General features: G+C 48.1%; 14 protein-coding genes. 4 read left to right on the forward strand and 10 right to left on the reverse strand.

All coding sequences use genetic code 11. The features are described 5' to 3' along the window. The first annotated feature begins 325 nt into the window (after positions 1-325). The 3 genes from adeR to CW370_RS08930 all read left to right on the forward strand — a co-directional run bounded on the left by adeR (position 326) and on the right by CW370_RS08930 (position 3,621). A complete protein-coding gene (gene adeR / locus CW370_RS08920) occupies positions 326-1,594 on the forward strand; it encodes a sporulation transcriptional activator AdeR (protein WP_080263037.1) in 1,269 nt (422 codons plus the stop codon). Positions 1,595-1,695: 101 nt separating this feature from the next. Then, on the forward strand, positions 1,696-2,832 hold the full coding sequence (gene ald, locus CW370_RS08925) for an alanine dehydrogenase (protein WP_014480718.1): 1,137 nt from the start codon (positions 1,696-1,698) through the stop codon (positions 2,830-2,832). 111 nt (positions 2,833-2,943) lie between these two features. Continuing rightward, positions 2,944-3,621 (forward strand): YukJ family protein, encoded by a 678-nt coding sequence (locus tag CW370_RS08930; RefSeq protein ID WP_003228755.1) that lies wholly within the window; start codon positions 2,944-2,946, stop codon positions 3,619-3,621. Positions 3,622-3,664: 43 nt separating this feature from the next. Here the strand turns inward: CW370_RS08930 and CW370_RS08935 are convergent, their stop codons facing one another. The 8 genes from CW370_RS08935 to CW370_RS08970 all read right to left on the reverse strand — a co-directional run bounded on the left by CW370_RS08935 (position 3,665) and on the right by CW370_RS08970 (position 17,540). After that, positions 3,665-3,874, reverse strand: a complete 210-nt coding sequence (locus CW370_RS08935; RefSeq protein ID WP_003228753.1) for an MbtH family protein — start codon at positions 3,872-3,874, stop codon at positions 3,665-3,667. Positions 3,875-3,889: 15 nt separating this feature from the next. Next, positions 3,890-11,026 carry a non-ribosomal peptide synthetase DhbF gene (dhbF, locus tag CW370_RS08940; protein ID WP_101169587.1) on the reverse strand — a complete coding sequence of 2,379 codons (7,137 nt, stop codon included), beginning with the start codon at positions 11,024-11,026 and terminating at the stop codon, positions 3,890-3,892. 19 nt (positions 11,027-11,045) lie between these two features. Beyond that, on the reverse strand, positions 11,046-11,984 hold the full coding sequence (locus CW370_RS08945) for an isochorismatase (RefSeq protein WP_024572944.1): 939 nt from the start codon (positions 11,982-11,984) through the stop codon (positions 11,046-11,048). A 27-nt stretch (positions 11,985-12,011) separates the two neighbouring features. Further along, positions 12,012-13,631 (reverse strand): (2,3-dihydroxybenzoyl)adenylate synthase, encoded by a 1,620-nt coding sequence (locus CW370_RS08950; RefSeq protein WP_029946202.1) that lies wholly within the window; start codon positions 13,629-13,631, stop codon positions 12,012-12,014. 28 nt (positions 13,632-13,659) lie between these two features. Continuing rightward, positions 13,660-14,856, reverse strand: coding sequence for an isochorismate synthase DhbC (dhbC, locus tag CW370_RS08955; protein WP_038429554.1), 1,197 nt, complete (start codon positions 14,854-14,856; stop codon positions 13,660-13,662). Between the two features lie 25 nt (positions 14,857-14,881). Then, positions 14,882-15,667, reverse strand: coding sequence for a 2,3-dihydro-2,3-dihydroxybenzoate dehydrogenase (locus CW370_RS08960; RefSeq protein ID WP_003244476.1), 786 nt, complete (start codon positions 15,665-15,667; stop codon positions 14,882-14,884). A gap of 193 nt (positions 15,668-15,860) precedes the next feature. Then, on the reverse strand, positions 15,861-16,730 hold the full coding sequence (gene besA / locus CW370_RS08965) for a ferri-bacillibactin esterase BesA (protein WP_024572558.1): 870 nt from the start codon (positions 16,728-16,730) through the stop codon (positions 15,861-15,863). Between the two features lie 213 nt (positions 16,731-16,943). Beyond that, positions 16,944-17,540, reverse strand: coding sequence for a sulfite oxidase-like oxidoreductase (locus tag CW370_RS08970; protein ID WP_003228739.1), 597 nt, complete (start codon positions 17,538-17,540; stop codon positions 16,944-16,946). A 100-nt stretch (positions 17,541-17,640) separates the two neighbouring features. On the opposite strand from CW370_RS08970, the gene CW370_RS08975 reads away from it, so the two are divergent. Next, positions 17,641-18,243 carry a biotin transporter BioY gene (locus CW370_RS08975; protein WP_029318475.1) on the forward strand — a complete coding sequence of 201 codons (603 nt, stop codon included), beginning with the start codon at positions 17,641-17,643 and terminating at the stop codon, positions 18,241-18,243. A 68-nt stretch (positions 18,244-18,311) separates the two neighbouring features. Here the strand turns inward: CW370_RS08975 and CW370_RS08980 are convergent, their stop codons facing one another. Together CW370_RS08980 and CW370_RS08985 are read right to left on the reverse strand one after the other, a co-directional pair. Then, positions 18,312-19,640: a Na+/H+ antiporter family protein gene (locus CW370_RS08980; protein ID WP_003228736.1), complete on the reverse strand. Its 1,329-nt coding sequence runs from the start codon at positions 19,638-19,640 to the stop codon at positions 18,312-18,314. 148 nt (positions 19,641-19,788) lie between these two features. Further along, positions 19,789-21,291, reverse strand: coding sequence for a leucyl aminopeptidase (locus CW370_RS08985; protein ID WP_015251314.1), 1,503 nt, complete (start codon positions 21,289-21,291; stop codon positions 19,789-19,791). Positions 21,292-21,434: the final 143 nt, after the last annotated feature.

Below are 21,434 nucleotides of genomic sequence, written 5' to 3' on the forward strand. Positions count from 1 at the left end.
TTCTCTTCATTCTCCGAATAATCCAAAAGACCCAAATAACTCCCCAACTCCCAAAAAAAACCTTTCAGAAAATTTGATGCTACAGCACCATTTCTGAAAGGTTCAGTTTTTTCTTTCCTTAATTAGTCTCGCCTCCGATGACTTTCTTAGAAGATTAATAGGATAAGCTGTCGTATTATATGAGGCATACAACTGTCCTGCAAAAAGGCGATTACACCGCCAAATGTATATAGAACGTTTCTCTCATGAAATTGTTTTTTTGCTTCTGTTCTTTGTTGTTGATTTTCACAAACAACAACAATCATAATAAAAGGAAGGGGATGAGATGTCAAAGAGAAATCAAGCACGAAAAGTAGGGAGATTTATGACCATGCCGAATGATCCGTTTAAATATAGTTTTGACAGACTTGAAGATGTGGCTGATCATATCAGCGACGTTCTGCGGTGCCCGATCACCATAGAGGATGTTAACCACAAGCTGCTTGCCTACAGTACACACAGCGACTGCACAGACCCTGCCCGGACGTCTACCATTATTGGCAGAAGGGTACCGGAAAAGGTGATTAACAAGTTGTGGAAAGATGGGACAATTCCAGCTCTCTTAAAAACGGACCAGCCGATCAGAGTCAAGCAAATTGATGAAGTCGGGCTGAGCAATCGCGTCGCTATTTCGATTTGGAAAAACAAGCAAGTACTTGGCTTCATATGGGCGCTTGAGATCCAAAAAACATTGTCCGATGAAGATCTGCTGACATTGCAAATGGCAGCAAAAGCAGTGAAAAACAAGCTTCTCAAACTTCAAATCAGAAAAACGAAAAATGAAGAACGCAGCCAAGAGTTTTTCTGGAAAATGCTGACCGGACACATCCATCAGGAGGATGATATGGCGGATGGGTTCCATAAGCTTGGAATGGCTGCTCCTTCAGAGTTTTCCGTTATGATCATCCGCATAAATGGCGAGCTGACTGAAAAAATCGAACAGCAGCTGCAATATTTACAGGAAACGACCCAGCAGGTTTACGTGCTGCTGGCGACCGTAGATTCCAATGAACTTATTATATTAACCTCACCCAAAACAGATCATCCTTTTCAAGATTTAAAACAGTTTGCTTTAAGTACGCAAAAACAGCTGAAGGAGCGGTATAAAATAGAAGACGTTTCTATCGCTTTTGGCGGAATATACAACTCTATTTCTTTTGTCTCCCGCTCCTATCAGGAAGCATTGTCCGTCTTAAAAACGAAAGAACGGTTCGCTGAAGAGACCAAACATCTTTTCAGCTTTTCTGAGTTAGGCATTTATCAATACTTAGATGTCTTATATGAAAAACGGAAACAGGCGGGCCATTATAATTACTCGCTTTCCAAACTTGAACAATATGACCGGGATCACCAGTCAAATATGGTAGAGACGCTAGAGCGCTTTATTGAAGCGGACAGCAACGTGAATACGGCTTCCAAGCTGTTAAATATACACGTTAATACGCTGAATTACCGTCTCAAACGAATCAGCCAGATCGCTGAAATTGATTTGAAAAATGTGAATCAAAAATTCACCATCTATTTAGATATCAAACTTCGGCACATGGATTTGTGAAATTTCACAAATCCATGTTTTTTTATTTTCTTAATCAAACAAAGAATTTTCCAAAATATCAAGCTACACTAAAAATATCACAGATACAGGAGGAGACAGATATGATCATAGGGGTTCCTAAAGAGATAAAAAACAATGAAAACCGTGTCGCATTAACACCCGGGGGAGTTTCTCAGCTCATTTCAAACGGTCACCGGGTGCTGGTTGAAACAGGCGCGGGCCTTGGAAGCGGATTTGAAAATGAAGCCTATGAGTCAGCAGGAGCGGAAATCATTGCTGATCCGAAACAGGTCTGGGACGCCGAAATGGTCATGAAGGTAAAAGAACCGCTGCCGGAAGAATATGTTTATTTCCGCAAAGGACTTGTGCTGTTTACGTACCTTCATTTAGCAGCTGAGCCTGAGCTTGCACAGGCCTTGAAGGATAAAGGAGTAACTGCCATCGCATATGAAACGGTCAGTGAAGGCCGGACATTGCCTCTTCTCACGCCAATGTCTGAGGTTGCGGGCAGAATGGCGGCGCAAATCGGCGCTCAATTCTTAGAAAAGCCTAAAGGCGGAAAAGGCATTCTGCTTGCCGGGGTGCCGGGCGTTTCTCGCGGAAAAGTAACGATTATCGGAGGAGGCGTTGTCGGGACAAACGCGGCGAAAATGGCTGTCGGCCTCGGTGCAGATGTGACGATCATTGACTTAAACGCAGACCGCTTGCGCCAGCTTGATGACATCTTCGGCCATCAGATTAAAACGTTAATTTCTAATCCGGTCAATATTGCTGATGCTGTGGCGGAAGCGGATCTCCTCATTTGCGCGGTATTAATTCCGGGTGCTAAAGCTCCGACTCTTGTCACTGAGGAAATGGTAAAACAAATGAAACCTGGTTCAGTCATTGTCGATGTAGCGATCGACCAAGGCGGCATCGTCGAAACTGTCGACCATATCACAACACATGATCAGCCAACATATGAAAAACACGGGGTTGTGCATTATGCTGTAGCGAACATGCCGGGCGCAGTCCCTCGTACGTCAACAATCGCCCTGACTAACGTTACTGTTCCATACGCGCTGCAAATCGCGAACAAAGGGGCAGTAAAAGCGCTCGCAGACAATGCGGCACTGAGAGCGGGTTTAAACACCGCAAACGGACACGTGACCTATGAAGCTGTAGCAAGAGATCTAGGCTATGAGTATGTTCCTGCCGAGAAAGCTTTACAGGATGAATCATCTGTGGCGGGTGCTTAATTCACAATGAGCTTGCAGAAAGATTTCTGCAGGCTTTTTTATTTTTTAAAAGGAAAAAAGAGACCATTTCACGAATTATGACTATGAAGTTGATCATAAAGGAGGATTCATATGGCTGTTCAGCAATATGGCGTGTTAAAAGGCATAGTCTTAGACATGAAGCGGGAAACAGATGATGACAGTCCTCATTTCCAAGTCAAAATGCTCGGTGAAGAGAATACGTATTACAGGTGCGCCATCAATGTGATGTCCAGTTCTGAGGAATCTGAAGTATTGTATTTGGCTGACGATCAGTTTGATTCGGGCTCAATTACCATCCTTCCGAACATGCCGTATGGATATACAAGGATCAATGAAGCAAACCGTGAAGTGGCACTGGATTATGTGCGGGGCAATTTGTTTGACCCTCGGGAAATGAAGCCTTTGCCGCATGAAATCACGGGACCTGATAATGATTTAAATGATTTTATTGAAACCTATATGAAGAAAGCACAAGATGAGAAAGCGCCGGTTTATATATTTGGTTCAAAATTCGGACCTGAACAGGCTGCAGATAAAATATTCGGCTTTACCCCGACCAACGGAATGCACAATATCCATATGAATCAAGGGAATGCAATGGATACCCGCTGGAAAAAAGACAACGGCTCTTGGCATGACGGGGGTATTCTGATTCAGTTTGCAGATCAGTGGGCCGCTGTGTTTTTAGCGTTTTTATCCCAATCTTGGTGTACCGATGAAAACGGAAACCCGGTCAGGGATTGTGATCATACCCAAACGTCTGCGTAAGATAGAAAAAGAGACTGCGGCGAGCAGTCTCTTTTTGATCAGATTACACATTTTCAACAGTCTTTAGGCTGTTTGGCCTCATATCGCTCCAATGCGATTGGATATAGTCCAAACAAGCTTCACGCCCTTTTTGCTCATGAACGACTGTCCAGCCGCTCGGCACATCTATAAAACCGGGCCATAGGGAATATTGGCCTTCTTCATTGATCAGCACCAAATATGTGCCATCCGCATTTTCAAAAGGATTTGCCATTCTATTTCTCCTCCCTTATTTATTCAACTCTTCCAATTTGACAGCGAGAACCTTGCCGATTTGAGCCAGAGGTTCCGGCTGACATAAATCTTTATGACGGCAGTCGATGTCGATTTGTTCAATCTGTCCGTTAATATAAGGCTTCCACGAGTCAGGTTCAATCGGGTCAAACCATTCAGGAATGATTGTTGATCTGAAAAACAAAACATTTCCACGGAAGGTTTTCGGCTTATAGGAACCTAAAATGCCGACAGAATTGACATACGTATTCTTCAAATTTAAAATGACCGTTTCATCCAGGCTCGCAAGCGCACTGCCGTCACGGCGAAGAATCTCAATCGCCGCTTCAAAATCTAGCGGTTTTTCCCCTAAGCTGTCTGGATCGTACCCGCCTAATGCCAGAAGGGCAATAAGCGCTTCCTCATCATCCGGTGCCTCTTTTATAGGAAGGAAGTGGTTCGGATAGGCGTCCAGCATCACCAACAGGGATACTACTTCTCCTTGATTTTGCAGCTGGGTAGCCATCGCTTGAACGACATTCCCGCCCAGGGACCAGCCCAGCAGATGGTACGGGCCTTTTGGCTGGACCGTTCGGATTTGTTTAATGTAATCGGTAGCCATGTCATCAAGTGTTTTCGGAAGCTCCTCGCGCTGCCCGATTCCCCGTGCCTGCAAGCCGTAGATCGGATAATCTGTTCCTATATTGGTCATCAAACCGGCATAACACCAGCTGAGCCCCCCTGCCGGATGAACACAGAATAAAGGAGGCTTGTCTCCACTTGTTCGGAGCGGCAGCAGAACGTCAAGAGCGCTTTGGCTTGATCCCATTTCAAGTCTTTCAGCGAGCCCGGCTACAGTAGGTGCTTCGAACAAGTTGCCGATGCTGAGTTCAACGCCGAGCGCTTCACGAATGCGGCTCATGAGCTGTACAGCAAGCAAGGAATGTCCGCCTAAATCAAAGAAACGGTCATCAATGCCGACACGCGGCAAGTGAAGCACCTCCATAAAGAGGTCACAGAGAATTTCTTCCTGCGGCGTTCTCGGTCCTCGTCCTGTCACTGCCGCTGCGAAATCCGGAGCGGGCAGTGCTTTACGATCAAGCTTTCCATTCGGTGTCAGCGGCAATTCTTTCATCGTCACAAAGGCAGCAGGCACCATGTAATCCGGCAGTCTCTCAGCAGCATATTTGCGCAGTTCCGCCGTATCAAATGTTTCTTCCGAAGGGATGACATAAGCTGCCAACCGTTTATCTCCCGGCTGATCCTCACGAACGATCACTGCCGCATCTTCAAGCTGCGGATGCTGAACAAGCGCTGCTTCAATTTCTCCCAATTCAATCCGGAATCCCCGAATTTTCACTTGATGGTCTGCACGGCCGACATAGTCGAGAGAACCGTCAGCGCGGAGGCGGGCCACATCCCCAGTGCGGTACATCCGGGTGCCTGGAGGACCGAACGGATCAGCTATGAAGCGTTCAGATGTTAAACCAGGCCGGCCTAGATAACCTCGTGCTAACCCCGCTCCTGATACATACAGCTCTCCGGCAACACCCAGCGGGACCGGCTGCAGGCGTTCATCCAGCACGTATACACCAAGATCGGGAATGCCGCAGCCGATCAAGCTGTTTGCCCGTAAAGCTGCCATGCTTCGGTCTAATTCGATATAGCTCACATGCACCGTCGTTTCTGTAATACCATACATATTGATAAGCTGCGGTCTATTTTCAGGGTGGCGGTTATACCAATCCTCTAAACGGCTGAGTTCAAGCGCTTCTCCGCCAAAAATGACATAGCGCAGACTGAGTGCCTGTCCGAGATCCGGCTGTTCGCGTTCCGCCTGCATAAACTGATAGAAAGCAGACGGTGTCTGGTTCAGAACGGTCACACCCTCTTTGACAAGCAGGCGCAGAAACGCTTCTGGCGATCTGCTGACGTGGTGAGGCACGATCACAAGACGTCCGCCATGCAGCAGAGGACCCCAGATCTCCCACACCGAAAAATCAAACGCATAGGAATGGAACATGGTCCAGATATCGTCTGAGCTGAAACGGAACCAGTGCTCGGTCGCTGCAAATAAACGTGTTACATTTTGGTGAGGAATCATCACACCTTTTGGAACACCTGTTGAGCCGGATGTATAAATGACATACGCCGTATTCAAAGGCGAAAGCGGCTGAGTCCTATCCTTATTTTTTGGATTCTCTGCAGGGTACGTGTTTAGTTTCTCTGCCAGCTCGGGATCATCCAGCACGATTTTCGGCACGTTTTCAACTGGCGGAATGTGATTTGCAGCTTTAGTGTTCGTCATGATAAACGCAGGCTGTGCATCTTTTAGCATAAAAGCAATTCGATCAGCCGGATAATCCGGATCAAGAGGGAGATAAGCTGCCCCGGCTTTTAGCACCGCCAATAGGCCGACAGCCATTTCCAACGATCGGGGCAGTGCCAATGCCACAAATTGCTCCGGCCCGACACCTTCACTAATTAGGAATCGGGCAAGCCGATTTGCTCTTTCATTCAGCTCTGCATAGCTCAGTGCCTGATCTTCATATACAACGGCAATAGCATCAGGACGTAAAGCAGCCTGCTTCTCAAACTGCTCTGGCAAACTTGCGTGCGGAATCTTTTCAGATACACTTTGCCAATCTGTCACCATGCTGCTGCGTTCCTCTGGCGCAAGAATATCCAGATTTCCGATTTGCTCGTCAGGATCAGACTCGGCAGCCTCCAGCAGCCGCATCAAACGGTCAGCAAGAGCCTGAGCAGTTTCCCGCTTGAAAAGATCAGTGCTGTATTCAAGCAGTCCTTCCATTCCGTTTGGTGTCCCGTCAGCAAGGCGATCTTCACTGATTTCCAGCGTCAAATCAAACTTGGCAGAACCGACACTGTTGATTCGCAGGCTGCTCTCCATATCAGGAAGATGCAGTTCAGCGTCCGGTGTGTTTTGGAACGCAAGCATGATTTGGAATAAAGGATGCGTCGCACGCGAACGAGCCGGATTGAGCACCTCTACAAGTCTCTCAAACGGCAGATCCTGATTGTCATAGGCGGCCAGATTCACTTCCCGTACTCTGTCTAGAAGCTCACGAAAGCTTGGGTCACCGGACGTATCAGTTCTGAGCACCAATGTATTAATGAACAGCCCTACAAGATCGCCCAGCGCATCATCATTCCGTCCCGCGATCGGACTGCCGATCGGAATGTCGGTACCCGCCCCGAGCCTTGTCAATAAAGCGGCGAGACCGGATTGAAGCACCATAAACATGCTCACCCTATTTGCGCGAGCCAGCTCCTGCAATCGCTTGTGAAGCTCGGGCTCAATACGAAAATGAATCGTATCTCCATCATGACTCGGCTCAGCCGGACGTGAATAATCGGTTGGCAGCTCAAGCTGATCAGGAAGGTTTTTCAAGGTTTCTTTCCAGAAAGCAAGCTGTCCGGCAATCAAGCTATTTGGATCATCCTCGTTTCCAAGCAGTTCTTGCTGCCAAAGCGCATAGTCTGCATACTGCACAGCAAGAGGCGTCCATTCTGGAGATCGTCCGTGGCAGCGAGCCGCATAAGCTGTCCCAAGGTCTCTGGTCAGCGGTGTTAAGGACCAGCCGTCCCCGACAATATGATGGACGAGAAGAAGCAGCACGTACTCGTCAGGACCGATCACAAAAAGCTCGGCACGAAAAGCAGGTTCAGCTGCAAGATCAAAGCTGTAGCGTACAGCTTCGGCAAGCCGATCAGAAAGCTCCTTCTCAGCAATTTCAGTAACATGTAACTCGGGACAGGCTTGATCGGCATCTAAAATATGCTGATAGGATGTCCCCTGTGATTCAGGGAAGATCGTCCGAAGACTTTCATGACGGCAGACGAGGTCATAAAGTGCCGCTTTCAGCAATCCTTGATCCAACTCACCTGACAAACGGACAGCAACCGGAATATTATAAGTAGGACTCGGTCCTTCCAGACAATGCAGGAACCATAGCCGGCGCTGGGCAAATGATAGCGGGATCTTTTCAGGCCGCTCAGCTCTCTGCAAAGCGGGACGTGCACTCTGCGCCAAATCAAGATGGGCAGCGAGTCCGGCTACTGTCGGTTCGTCAAAGAGCTTGGCGATACCAAGTTCGGCTCCCATTACCTCGCGAACGCGGCCCATCAGACGGGCTGCAAGAAGAGAATGGCCCCCAAGCTCGAAGAAACTGTCATCGATACCGACGCGTGCCAAACCGAGAACCTCTGCAAACAAGTCACACAATATCTCTTCCTGAGGAGTCCGCGGGGCCCGATCACTGACAGATGTGCTGAAGTCTGGTGCCGGCAGTGCTTTCCGGTCAAGCTTGCCATTAGGTGTTAACGGCAGCTCGTCCATCTCCACAAACGCCGCCGGTACCATATAATCAGGAAGACTAGCCCCCATATAACGACGAAGCTCTGCAGTATCAATAGCAGCATCAGCGACTACATAAGCCGCCAATCGTTTGTCTCCCGGCTGATCTTCCCGTACAACAACCGCGGCCTGTTCAATGTGCGGATGATTGGCAAGCACGGCATCAATTTCTCCAAGTTCAATTCGGAATCCGCGAATTTTGATTTGATGATCCGCCCGCCCGATATAATCCAAAGACCCATCGGCGCGCCAGCGGGCCTGGTCTCCGGTCCGATACATCCGAGTTCCCGGCGGTCCGTATGGATCTGCAACGAAGCGCTCCGCCGTTAAATCAGGGCGATGGAAATAACCTCTGGCCAAGCCGGTGCCTGCAATATAAAGCTCTCCGACAACGCCCGGCGGCACCGGCTGCAATCCATTATCAAGCACATACACCTGCGTGTTCCAAATCGGTTTCCCAATCGGAGGAACGCCCTTCAGCCCTTCTTCAAGAAAAGCTGCGGCAGACCAAATCGTTGTTTCAGTGGGACCGTATAAGTTCGTGACTGAACAATGAAGGTCTTGAAGCGCCTGCAAAAGACCGCTCGGCAGCGCCTCGCCTCCTACAAGCACTCTAAGCCCCCGAAGTTTCTCAGGTTCACTCGTTACCAAAGCGTGCCACAGTGTCGGTGTCGCCTGCATGATGTTAATATCGAAATTTTCAATCATTTGGGCTAATGCCTGCGGCTCACGGATCGTTTCTTTCTTTGCGATCACAATTTGCGCTCCGCTAATCAGCGGAAGATATAACTCCAATGCTGAAATATCAAAAGCGACAGTCGTCACAGCCAACAGCCTGTCTTCTTCTCCTAGAGAAAATGCCTCCTGCATGGACAGCAGAAAATTGCTTAAGCTTTTCTGTGTCACAACGACACCCTTCGGTCTTCCTGTTGATCCTGAGGTATAGATGATATACGCAGGATGGTCAAGAGAAACCGGTACATCCGAATTTTCCGGCGAATAGCGTTTTATAATCTCCTGTGTAACAGCCTGATCAAGCACAAGCTCCGGTACAGCCAGGTTATCAGGCAGACTGGCTGCTATTTCCTCAGTCGTTATGATGCATGAAGGTTTCGCATCCTCCAGCATGTAAGAAATGCGGTCGGCTGGAAACTCCGGATCAAGGGGGAGATACGCCGCACCAGTCTTGAGCACACCAAGCATTGAGGCCACCATCTCAGGGGAACGCGGCAGCGCCAAAGCGACAAATTGCTCCGGACCAATCCCTTTTTCGATCAACAGACGCGCGAGGCGGTTTGCCTCTTCATTGAGCTTTCGATAGTTGACTTGAATGTCATCACACATGAGAGCGATACGTTCTGGCGTAAGAACTGCCTGCTTTTCGAACATGTCCTGAAGGCTGACCAGCTTCTCGGATATTGCCGTCTCAATCCATTTAGAAATGACTTTTTCTTTCTCCTCTGGCAACAGAAGCTCCATTTGCCCAATCAGCATGTCCTCTCCGGCAGAAGCCGTTTGCAGCAGCTGCAAAATACGCCGCTGATGAAGCTTAATATCAGACTCACTGTATACCTCAGGATTCGCATCAACATCAATTCGCAGCCCGCTGCCGTCTGTTCTGTCATATACATTGATTGATAGATCATCAACAGGACCGGCTGAAAGATTATGCGTTGTGCCCCGGGCGTCGGCAAAGTCGAGTCCGTAATCAAACGGCATAAGATTGATTTGAGGGCCAAATAATCTATGATTTTCTCCTATCAATTTCAGATCGCGCCGAAGCTCTTCATGGCGATACTTATGATGTCGCCGAATACTGCGGATTTCCCGGGAAATTTGCTGAATCAGTTCAGAAAAGCTCATCGAAGAGCTTACCGTCAGCCGGAGCGGGAGAAGGTTCATCACCATAGCCGGTACATTCAGTGACGCGGACCCTATCCGACCCATCATGGGCAGGCCGAGCACAACATCCTCAGAGCCGGTCATACGGTGCATATAAACAGCTGACACCGCAATCATGACTTCATGCCAGCTTCCTGAGAAATAGCGCGCTGCTTCTTTTAACGCGTTTACATCAGACGGAGGCAGATATGCCGTATGACGAAGAAAACTGTTAGATGTTCTTGGCGCCCGATCAGCCAAGCTCACAACTTCAGGTGCATCTGCAAAACGGTCCAGCCAGAATTGACGATCCTTCTCATACTGCTCTGATCCGCGATAATCTGTATCCTCCTCCAAAATGGCCTGGAGAGACCCAAAGGAACGGCTTTTAGCTGTTTGTCCTTTTATAAGCGCAGTATATGTACTTGCCACGCGCTGGGCTATCAGGGAAAAACCGAAGCCGTCGATCGCTATATGGTGAATGCGCTGATACCAAAAGAAACGATCAGGCCCGGCAATAAACAGAGCTTCATTGAACAAAGGGTCATACCCTAAATCAACCGGCTTTGCTAAATCAGCTTTCATCCAGTTTAATGCTGTTTTTTCCGGATCAGGCTCAGAGCTGACGTCAATGACGTGCAGCTGTACATCCGGAGACGGGTTTATCATCTGCCAAGGCCCGTCCATATTTTCACCGAAGCGGACATGCAGCGATTCCGCTTCCTTGATCACGTGCCGCAAAGCTTCTTCAAAAAGAGCAATATTGATTGGGCCATTGATTTCTATATATTCCGCTGTATTGTAGATTGGATTGTCCGGATCAAGCTGCTGAGCAAACCATATGCCAGTTTGCGCCCCGGTCAAAGAATATTGAAGATCTTTTGTATCAGGCATCCGTTTGTTTACCCTCCTTTTATAAATAATCCGCGTTTGGCAGCACTTGCTGGCTGCGGGTTGTGAGCAATTTCTGCCATTCTTCGATCGTTGGGCGTTCAGCCAATTCCACGAAAGTCACCTCTGCCCCTTCACGGCGCCATTGTTCCACCAATGTCATGATCCTTACCGAATCAAGACCACGATCGAGCAAATCCTCTTGATCTGTGATGTCTTCCGGTGTTTCTTGTAGAAGCTCAGCAATTTGTTTACGGATATTCTCACATGTAAACACGTTCTTTTTGCCAGGGTTTGCTGACGTTTTTTGAACGTCTGCCGGCGCATTCTGCAGCTGATCAAGAAGACTGTCAGTCATCACGGTAAACGCACAGCGTCCAGCCGCATAGTCCAGCGCCATTTGATGTTTTTCTAATGAAAAATCAGCAACTGCATCTCCCACAAAAAAGGCTTTAATATCTTCCATAAATGCTTCGCATGCTGTAACAAGACAGCCGATATGGGCGTAAATTCCTGTAATGATCAGCTGATCGCGTCCCTCTTTGCGCATCATTTCAAGCAGATTCGTTCTCTTAAACGCGCTGTATCTCCATTTTGTCAGCACAAGATCATCATCCTCCGGTGCCAGCTCGGTTATAATTTTCTCCTCATAAGGACCGCTGTTTAATCCCGGGCCCCAAAAGTCTGTCAGCAGCGCACGGTCATCCGGATTTTGGCTTCCCGGCTGTGCGGTATAGACAACAGGAATCCCAAGCTGAACACATTGATTCTTCAGCTTTCGTATATTCGCTGAAAGCTCTATTACCGGAGATGCTTCCGCTGTGAAAGCATCGACAAAATAGTTTTGCATATCGTGTATTAATAGGACCGCCCGATTTGGATCAGGCACCCATGAGACTTTGTTTTGCGGCATATCAGATGCTGTCGGCATTTGATACGGCTGAATGGCAGGTATAGCCATATGAACACTTCCTCTCAAATTGTTGATTTATTTTTTTGACCCTGCAAGAAGTTTCTCGGAAATAGCTTCACGAAGAGCCTTTTTGCTTACCTTTCCTACCCCTGTCTGCGGAAAGGATTCGACAAATTCAACTCGATCAGGGATTTTATATGCCGCCAGTCCGCGCTCTCTCAAAAATGCTTTAAGCTCTGCGGCTTTTGGGGCTTCATCCCGGGGAATAATGAACACACAAGATCTTTCGCCAAGAAATTGATCAGGCATGGAGACCATTGCCGCATCATGGACAGCCGGATGCGCCAGCAGATGATTTTCTACCTCTTCAGCCGCAACCTTTTCTCCTCCACGGTTAATTTGATCCTTCGCCCGGCCTTCAACGACAATATAGCCGTCTCGTGTCAGCCTGACGATATCACCCGTACGGTAAAAACCGTCCTCAGTAAATGAAGCGGCGTTATGCTCTTCTGCCTTATAGTAACCGCGAATTGTATACGGTCCCCGCGTCAGCAGATGGCCTGTTTCACCAGGTTTTACGTCGCGATCCTGATCATCCCAAACACGCACTTCATCATATGGGGACATCGGTTTTCCTTGGGTGTTGACAATGATCTCCTCAGGATCATCCAATCTCGTATAATTGACGAGACCCTCTGCCATTCCGAACACCTGCTGCAGCGTGCAGCCGAAAACAGCTTTTACCCTGCGCGCGGCTTCAGCACTAAACTTGGCACCGCCGACCTGCAGCACTTGGAGGCTGGATAAATCATCACGGCGTGAGGATGCCGCATCCATCCATACCATCGCAAGAGGTGGAACAAGAGCAGTTATCGTGACCTTTTCCCGTTCAATCAAAGGAAATGCGTCATCTGGACTTGGAGAAGGAGATAATACCACTCTTCCTCCAGCGTATAATACGCCGAGAACCCCGGGTGAGCTCAGCGGATAATTGTGTGCCATCGGCAGCGCGGCCAAGTACACCGTGCTGTGGTCGAGCCAGCAGACCTCCACACTCCGCTTCAGGCTGTATATGTAGTCATCGTGGGTCCTCGGAATCAGTTTCGATAGCCCGGTGCTCCCGCCAGAAAGCTGGAGGAACGCCACATCCGATGATTTGACTTCAGGCAGTTTTACAGGTTCTGCATGCAAATCCTCCAGCGGCAAAAATTCCTCTGCCTCACCTGCGACAATGATGTTTTTCAAAGTCGGCAGCTTGCTTTGAACCTGTCTGGCAAGCGAACGGTAGTCAAAACCGGAATAAGCGTCGGGAATGATATATGCAGCCGCTTCAGCAAACTCGCAAAAATATGTAATTTCACTGCTTCGATGAGAAGGCAGTGCGAAGACTGGAAGCGCCCCCAGACGGAAAAGCGCGAAAATGACTTCAAAAAACTCTTTGATATTTGGCAACTGCACCACAACACGATCCATCTGTTGAATGCCGAGCTTTTGAAATCCGGCAGCCAGGCGATCAGCCCTTGTGTCAAGCTCTCGATAGCTCCAATGGGTGTTTCCGCATGTAATGGCAATGCGATCACCATATTTGGCTGCCCGGTCCCTTAACAAATCTCCAAACGTCTCACCGGCCCAGCAGCCGTTCTTTCGATAGGTCTCAGCTAACTCATCAGGCCAAGGCGTAAATCCTTTCAGCATGTTGTATCCCTCCAGCAATTCATTCTGTTCATATGTGATCCACGCCCATTGCCCGCAGCATTGTCCGAAACTTTGCGGACGTCTCCTGAAGCTCGTCCTCAGGCTTTGAACCGGCCACAACACCAGCTCCAGCATACAGGCGGAGTGAGCGTTCTTCTGCTTCTGCACAACGGATGGTCACGATCCATTCTCCGTCACCGGCATCGTCACACCATCCGACCATGCCGGTAAAGAAACCGCGGTCAAATGGTTCAATGCTGAGAATCGCTTCTCTTGCAAGATCAGTCGGTGTTCCGCAGACGGCTGGCGTCGGGTGGAGCGCCGCCGCCAATTCAAGTGCGGTTACAGACGGATCGGAAAGCTCTCCCTTAATCACGCTGGACAGGTGCCACATCGTTTCCGTTTTGATCAGTGAAGGCTTCTCCGGAACCTCCAGCGTCCGGCAGAAAGGTCTCAGCGCTGCCGCAACCGCGTCAGCGACAACCGCGTGCTCATGAAGATCCTTTGCGGAAGAAAGCAATTCAGCTGCCCGGCGCTGGTCTTCAACAGGATCATTACTGCGCGGCCTTGAGCCGGCTAATGGGTTGGAAACGACCTGTGTTCCCATCCTTGAAACGAGAAGCTCCGGACTTGCTCCGAGCAATGTTCGGCGGGGAGACGTTTCCTCCTGACTGGACACGTCTGCGGCAAACGTGTAGCCATGCGTGTTATGCTGAGCCAGATGGCGAAGCAATTCATCCGTCTGAATCGGTTCAGGCGATGTCAAATGCAGTGATCTGGACAGGACGATTTTGCTGAGTGTTCCATCGGCAATGCGCGCCAGCCCTTGTTCAACACCATTTTTATAATCCTCAGGTTCAGGAACAGGCTTTATGTGGTATGTATGCCCAGCCTGCTGTTCCTTTTCCTCATGATCAAATTGAAGCGGTCCTGACCAGCGCACTTCTTCAGGTACAACGAGCCGCGCTGGTTTTACTTGATCAAAAGGAACGGCCCCGACAACAAGCGGCCGGCTTTGCCCTGATTGTTTTGCCTGACGCAGCGTCTCTGCAATTCGGCCAGAAAGGGTTTCCATTTGGTTTTGCCCGTCTGCCTCCGGTACGATTTCACATATGCCTTTCGCTAACAGTACACGATGAGGAGACGCTAAGAAAAAGGCGCCCGGCTGATATTCATGAAGCAAATGCTCCGCTTTTGTTTCTGTTATAACGTTTTGATCCAACATTCTCATGAACCTCCTTTAAATTCAGTTACACGCCTAAGGTCGCGCCGCCATCTACGCATAAATTATGCATCGTAATATGCCCTGCCTGGCCAGAAACCAAAAAGAGCACCGCATCCGCAATATCCGAAGGCTTGGCTAGTTTTTTGAGCGGGATCCCTGTTTTAAATGTCTCAAGTGATCCTTTTATGACTTGCTCCGCTCCATTCTCGTCGGCCCATAATGACCACTGCATGTCAGTTTCCGTTGATCCGGGAGATACAATGTTGCAGCGAATATTGTATTCTGCAAGCTCAAGGCCAAGGCATTTCGTAAACATCACAGCCGCAGCCTTTGAAGACGCATATGCCGCCATAGATGTTCTTGGTACACCGGCAGCATTCGATCCGACTGTTACAATCGAACCTGATCTTCGGTCCATCATATATTTGCTGACTGAACGCGAGGCGTTAAATACGCCAGTCGAATTCACTGAGAACGTCGCCTCCCATTCCTCATCGCTAAGCGAATGGATCAGTCCCGGGCGAAGGACACCCGCTACATTCACTAAAATATCAATCGGCCCCATTTCACGTTCGATGCGCGCCGTGATCTCGTCAATCGCCGCGCTGTCTCTCACATCCGCAGGAAAAGCTTCTGCATGGCGGCCTTCTGCTTTGAGGCTGCTCACAACCTTTTCCAGCTTTTCAGGATTATAATCAACTGCCGCAATATGTGCGCCTTGACTGGCAAGCGTCCGCGCAACAGCTTCGCCTATTCCTTGGGCAGCCCCTGTTATAAAAGCAATTTTTCCCTCTATACCCTTTGCATTCATATCATCAATTCCTTTCTTCGCTCTAAATGCCAAACAGACATCCAGCGAAAAAGACTGCTGCGCCTTGAAAAACGCAATCTATTGATAATGATTATCATTATCAATTATAAAAATAATCATATCCAAATGTCATGTGACAGTCAAATATAATTTCAGTGACAAATATTTTTTTAAAGGCAAGGCTGAGTATGTCTCAGCCCATTGATAGATGCGGTCCGTCAGGGTGAAGCGCAAAACGCAGCGCCCTGCTGACCAAAACAGGAAGAACTGAAATATGTCCTTCTCCTGAAAACTCGCAAAATTCTGCCCGTATGCCTTGTTCAGATAAAACGGCCAGCCGCTCATAAAGCTCCCTTGCATTATCATTCATCCGGCTTTTATGATGCTGCTCTAATTCTCCTGCGGCAAGCAGGATATTGATAGGCTGATTGTTTTTCTTGGTGAGAGAGACGAAATGGTCCGTTTTCTCGAGAATAAACGGTTTATTCCAATGAATGGACGGACTTCCTGCGATATACGTTTGAAACGCATCGGGCTTTGTTAGCAGCACCTGCAGCACGAAAAGCCCTCCGAGCGAATGGCCAAAGATTGTTTGTCTATTTTTATCAATCTGGTAATCTCGTTCTATCTCCGGTTTTAAATCCTCTTCAATAAATCTGAAAAAGCCCTCCGCTCCGCCATGCTCCGGCCACTCTCTGCCGTCGGGCCTTTCCGGCAGCTTCGATTGGGCTGTTGGCATTGTAAAATCCCGGTGGCGTGCTGAGGAGAACGGCTCCGCTGTCTCATAGCCAATGCCGACGATCACTGCAGGGATCACCCCGGTTTTTTCGGGTCGGCGTCCCTGTATTCGAACGGCTTCCGTCATCGTTCCGAAGACAGAATTGGCATCCAGCAGATAAATCACAGGATAACCAGCGGGTGGCGGCGGCGTACTAGGTTTCGAGATAAAAATGTGATAGGTACGGTTTTCATTGCGTGAAGACATCATACGCACTTCCGTACCAGGAATCGTGAATGCGTTTGATGTCCCGCCATTTGTCCGGTCTGTTGTTTGCTCTTTCATGCAGTACGACATTCCTCTCCTTAAACTAAACCGCAATGTGTGATAATGATTTTCACTATCAACTAGACACCTCAAATAATAGGTTTTCTTCCAAAGAAAGTCAACTTTTTCCCGAATAAAAAAGGCACCTTGATCAAATAAGGTACCTGCAGACTAACAATATGGAAATAAAAACCTAATAAAGATGCGGATTGTCCTATTTGAAATAGAACCTTAATCCCATGTAAATCTTTGATTTTGCCAAGGATCGCCTCTCATGTGATAACCATTCCGCTCCCAAAAGCCAGGGTGATTTTCTTTCGTAAATTGGATACCGCGCAGCCACTTGGCGCTTTTCCAAAAATACAGATGCGGAAATACACCCCGCAGCGGAAAGCCGTGTTCAGGGGTTAAAGGTTCGCCATTATGCGCATAAGCCAGAAGGGAAGTTTCCGCTAAGAAATCATCAAGCGGCAGATTGGTCGTCCAGCCCTCTTCAGCATGTAAAATGACGTAGCCCGCTTCTTCTTTTACACCCGCTTTTTCCGCTATATCACAAGCCCGCACGCCTTGCCACACATTATCAAGCCTTGACCATCCCGTGACGCAATGAATGTCATTTTTCGATTCATACCGTGGAAAGGCTTTGACATCTTCAAAGCTTAGCAGCATCGGATGGTCAACCAAACCGTATACTTGAAGATTCCATTTCGTCATATCTTCGTAATATGGGACATCTCCGGTATGAAGCACAGGAAATGAAGTGGTGACGTTTTGATTTGGCGGCACTCTTCCAGATTGATCGGATTGTCTTGTTTTTCCGAAATACATATGGGCCTCCTTTTTGTTAACCTAATTTAAAATCATGTTGACAATCTTTTTGTTCTTTATTACTCTATGATTGTGTATGTCAACCTAAGGGGGAACAACGATGAAACAACGTAAACTTCGTGCGGGAGATATGGCGCTGATTGGCATGTTCGCCGCACTTATGGCTGTCGGGGCCAACATTACATCAGTAGCACCCTTTTTACAAGTAGCCGGCATTCCGCTTTCGATGCAGCCGTTTTTCTGTCTCTTGGCTGCTTTGCTTCTTGGCAGCAAACGAGCAGCGATTGCCATGATTGTATATGCACTTGTCGGATTGGCCGGAGCGCCTGTGTTTGCTCAATTTTCAGCAGGCTTCGCACCGTTTGCAGGGAAAAGCGGCGGGTTTATTATCTCATACATCCCGGCAGCATTTGCAGCGGGATGGTTTTTAGAACGAAACATTCAGCCAAGTAAAATTCGATTTCTCATTGCTTCACTTATCGGAACGGCGATCATGTATCTCATCGGCACTACCTATATGTATCTTGCACTGAAGCTGTGGATTCATACGCCAGTGAGCTACGGCACGGCTTGGGGCTTTATGATTTGGTTTATGGTAAAAGATACAGCGCTGGCTGTGATACTGTCGTTTATCGCACCAGCAATCTACCGCTCTATTCATAAAGCAACCGGCTTTAACAGAAATCACATATCGTCCATGTAAAACCGTTCTATTGGACGGTTTTTTTATCATAACGAGAAAAGGCTCCCCAGTAAAGGGGAGCCTTTTTCCTATAAAACAAGCGCTGCAATCCAGCCAAAGATGACAAGCGGAATATTATAAAATATAAATGTCGGCACACAAGTATCCCAAATGTGGTGATGCTGGCCGTCCGCACTCAAACCTGAAGTCGGCCCAAGCGTACTGTCACTGGCAGGTGAACCGGCATCGCCGAGGGCAGCAGCAGCTCCGATAATCGCAATCGTTGCCATCGGGCTGAATCCAAGCTGCATGCATAGAGGCACGAAAATGGTTGTGATAACAGGAATCGTCGCAAAAGAAGATCCGATCCCCATTGTAATTAATAAGCCGACAATGAGCATCAGCAATGCGCCCAAGGACTGACTGTGTCCGATAAAACCAGCTGACGTTTTGACCAGTGACTCGACATCTCCGGTTTTCGTCAATACGTTTGAAAACCCGGCTGCAACAAGCATGACAAAGCCGATAAAGGCCATTAAAACCATTCCATCAGTAATCAGTGAGTCCGCTTCATCACGCTTCATCACACCGCTGACAAACAGAACAATCAGACCAGCGAGCGCCCCCATAATCATTCCTTCTACTCCCAAAGTCTGAGATAAGTAAAGCTGGACGCCGAGTGACACAACAATGGCTAGAACCGCGATACCAATGCTTTTTCTCGTATATGGCGATGCTTCTGCACCTGAAATGTCTTTTGTTTCATATTGTTTCGGTTTACGGTATACGATCACTGATAAAATAAGGCCGACAACCATACCTGCAACTGGAATAATCAGTGCGTACGGAATATCAGCAAGCGGAACGTTTAACCCGGCATCCGCCATATTGTCCTTCAGCATTCCCTGGAAGATTTGACCGAAACCGACCGGAAGCAAAATATAAGGAGCCGTTAAGCCAAAAGTAATTACACACGCGATCAGACGGCGGTCCATTTCAAGTTCATTAAAGATTTTCAAAAGCGGCGGAATCAGCACCGGAATAAACGCGATGTGAACCGGAACGACGTTTTGCGAAAAACAAGATACAATTAAAATAATCAGCACAATCAGCACCTTAGACAGTGCTTTTTTTCGAGAATCTTCTTTATTTCCGATTAATTTAACGGAGGCTTCCACCATTGCGTCCGGAAGACCCGTTTTCGTCAAAGCGGCGGCAAACGCGCCAAGCATGGCATAGCTGACTGCAACGGTGGCATTTCCGCCGAGACCGTCTGTGAAAGCTTTAACCGTTTCGCCAAGGCCGAGCCCGCCTGTTAACCCGCCGGCCAAGGCGCCTATAATTAATGCGATAACAATATTGACACGCAGCAGGCTTAATACAAGCATAAGCAGGACTGCGATGACGACTGCATTCATGATGATACCCCTCCAAAAATCCTTTAGTTTGCTAATGTAGTAGATAAATAAAGTACGAACGTATCGTATCATAACCGATCCACTTTAGTCAACTAAAGATTCCGGAAGAAAAAAATCCCTGCCGCATCATAACAGCAGGGATTTTTCATTACTCGTTTTTATCTTCTTCCAATGTAAATCGCTCCGCAAGTGTAGCCAGTGTTCTTGCCATAACGCCGGTAGCCCCGGCCGGCCCGAAGCAGGTTGCTTTATTGGCAGTCGCTGTGCCTGCAATATCAAGGTGAACCCAAGGTGTGGACTCAGCGAATTCACCAAGAAACGTTCCAGCCATAATCGCATGTCCCTCGCGTCCCGGTGAATTGTTGAGATCTGCCATTTGGCTGCTTTTCACGCGTTTTTTATCCTTCTCTGTTATCGGCAGCTGCCAGATTGCCTCGCCGCACTCTTGTGCAGCATCAGCTACCTGCTGGTAAAAGCTTTGATCATTTGTCATTGCACCGGTTGTTTCTGTTCCTAATGCCACAACGACGCCGCCGGTAAGCGTAGCTACATCGACAAGAACTGACGCGCCATGCTGTTTCGCGTATGTAATGCCATCTGCAAGCACTAGCCTTCCTTCAGCATCCGTATTAAGGATTTCTATTGTTTTTCCGCTTAAAGATACGATCACGTCATCCGGCTTCATGGCCCCGCCGGAGATCATATTATCGGTTGATGGAATAACGCACAGCACGTTTTGCTCAGGACGAAGCTCTCCGATCGTTTCCATAGCACCGAGAACCGCAGCTGCTCCTCCCATATCTGATTTCATGCCGACAATTCCAGATTTCGTTTTAATGGAGTAGCCGCCTGTGTCAAAGGTAATTCCTTTCCCGACTAGTCCGACGACGTCCTCCCATTCCTTTTTGCCCTGATATTTCAACACAATCATTTTCGGCGGTTCGGTGGAGCCTTGGTTTACCGCAAGTATTCCGCCCATACCGAGCTCTTCCATCTCTGATTTCTCCAATATCTCACACTCAAAATCATATTTCGCCGCAAGCTCTTCAGCATACGAAGCGAGGTCAGTCGCTGTCAGCATGTTTCCCGGCATATTCACAAGCGTTCTAGCCGAATTTGTCCCTTGTCCGTATGCCTGGCCGACGCGAAGCCCCGCCTGCACTTCCTGTGTATCTTCATCTGTTACAACATACACGGCTTCAATTTGTTTGTCAGGCTCATTTGATTTGTGCTTATAATCCTGCACCTCATAGGAAGCAAGCAGGCAGCTCTCAGCTAAAGCATGAGCGGCATCGGCTGGAGGCACGTCTTCCGAAATAAACGTATCAAGCAGGACAGCAGTTTCTTGTTTTCGATCTTTATGAATGGCTTGAAAAACATGAGCAAAACGTTCCTTCGCCTGTTCAAACGAATAATTTGCTTCTCTCCCCAGACCAACGAAATAAATCCGTTTCATACCCGCAGAAGATGGAGGGAATACTTTTGATACTTGATTCGGTTTCGCAGAGACATCACCCTCTTTTAAAAGCTGTGTCAGATGGCCTTCGAGCATTTCATCAATTTCCAACGCTTTTCCTGTCAGCTGGCTTTTTTGAAAAAGCCCGACCACAAGGGTTTCTGTATGCTCTGATTGTTGAACAGCATAAAACATGAGGCTTACACTCCTAACGTAATGGGTATTTGTAATGAACAATGGTATAATAGGAAAAACATTCTTTCCACTATACTTATTTTAACAAACAACAGTCTAAGACTTGCTTTTTTCTTTTGAAACACGAAGGATTTTTCAAATAG

The organism is Bacillus sp. SN32 (genome assembly GCF_002837495.1).
In the GTDB taxonomy this organism is placed as follows: Bacteria; Bacillota; Bacilli; order Bacillales; family Bacillaceae; genus Bacillus; species Bacillus subtilis.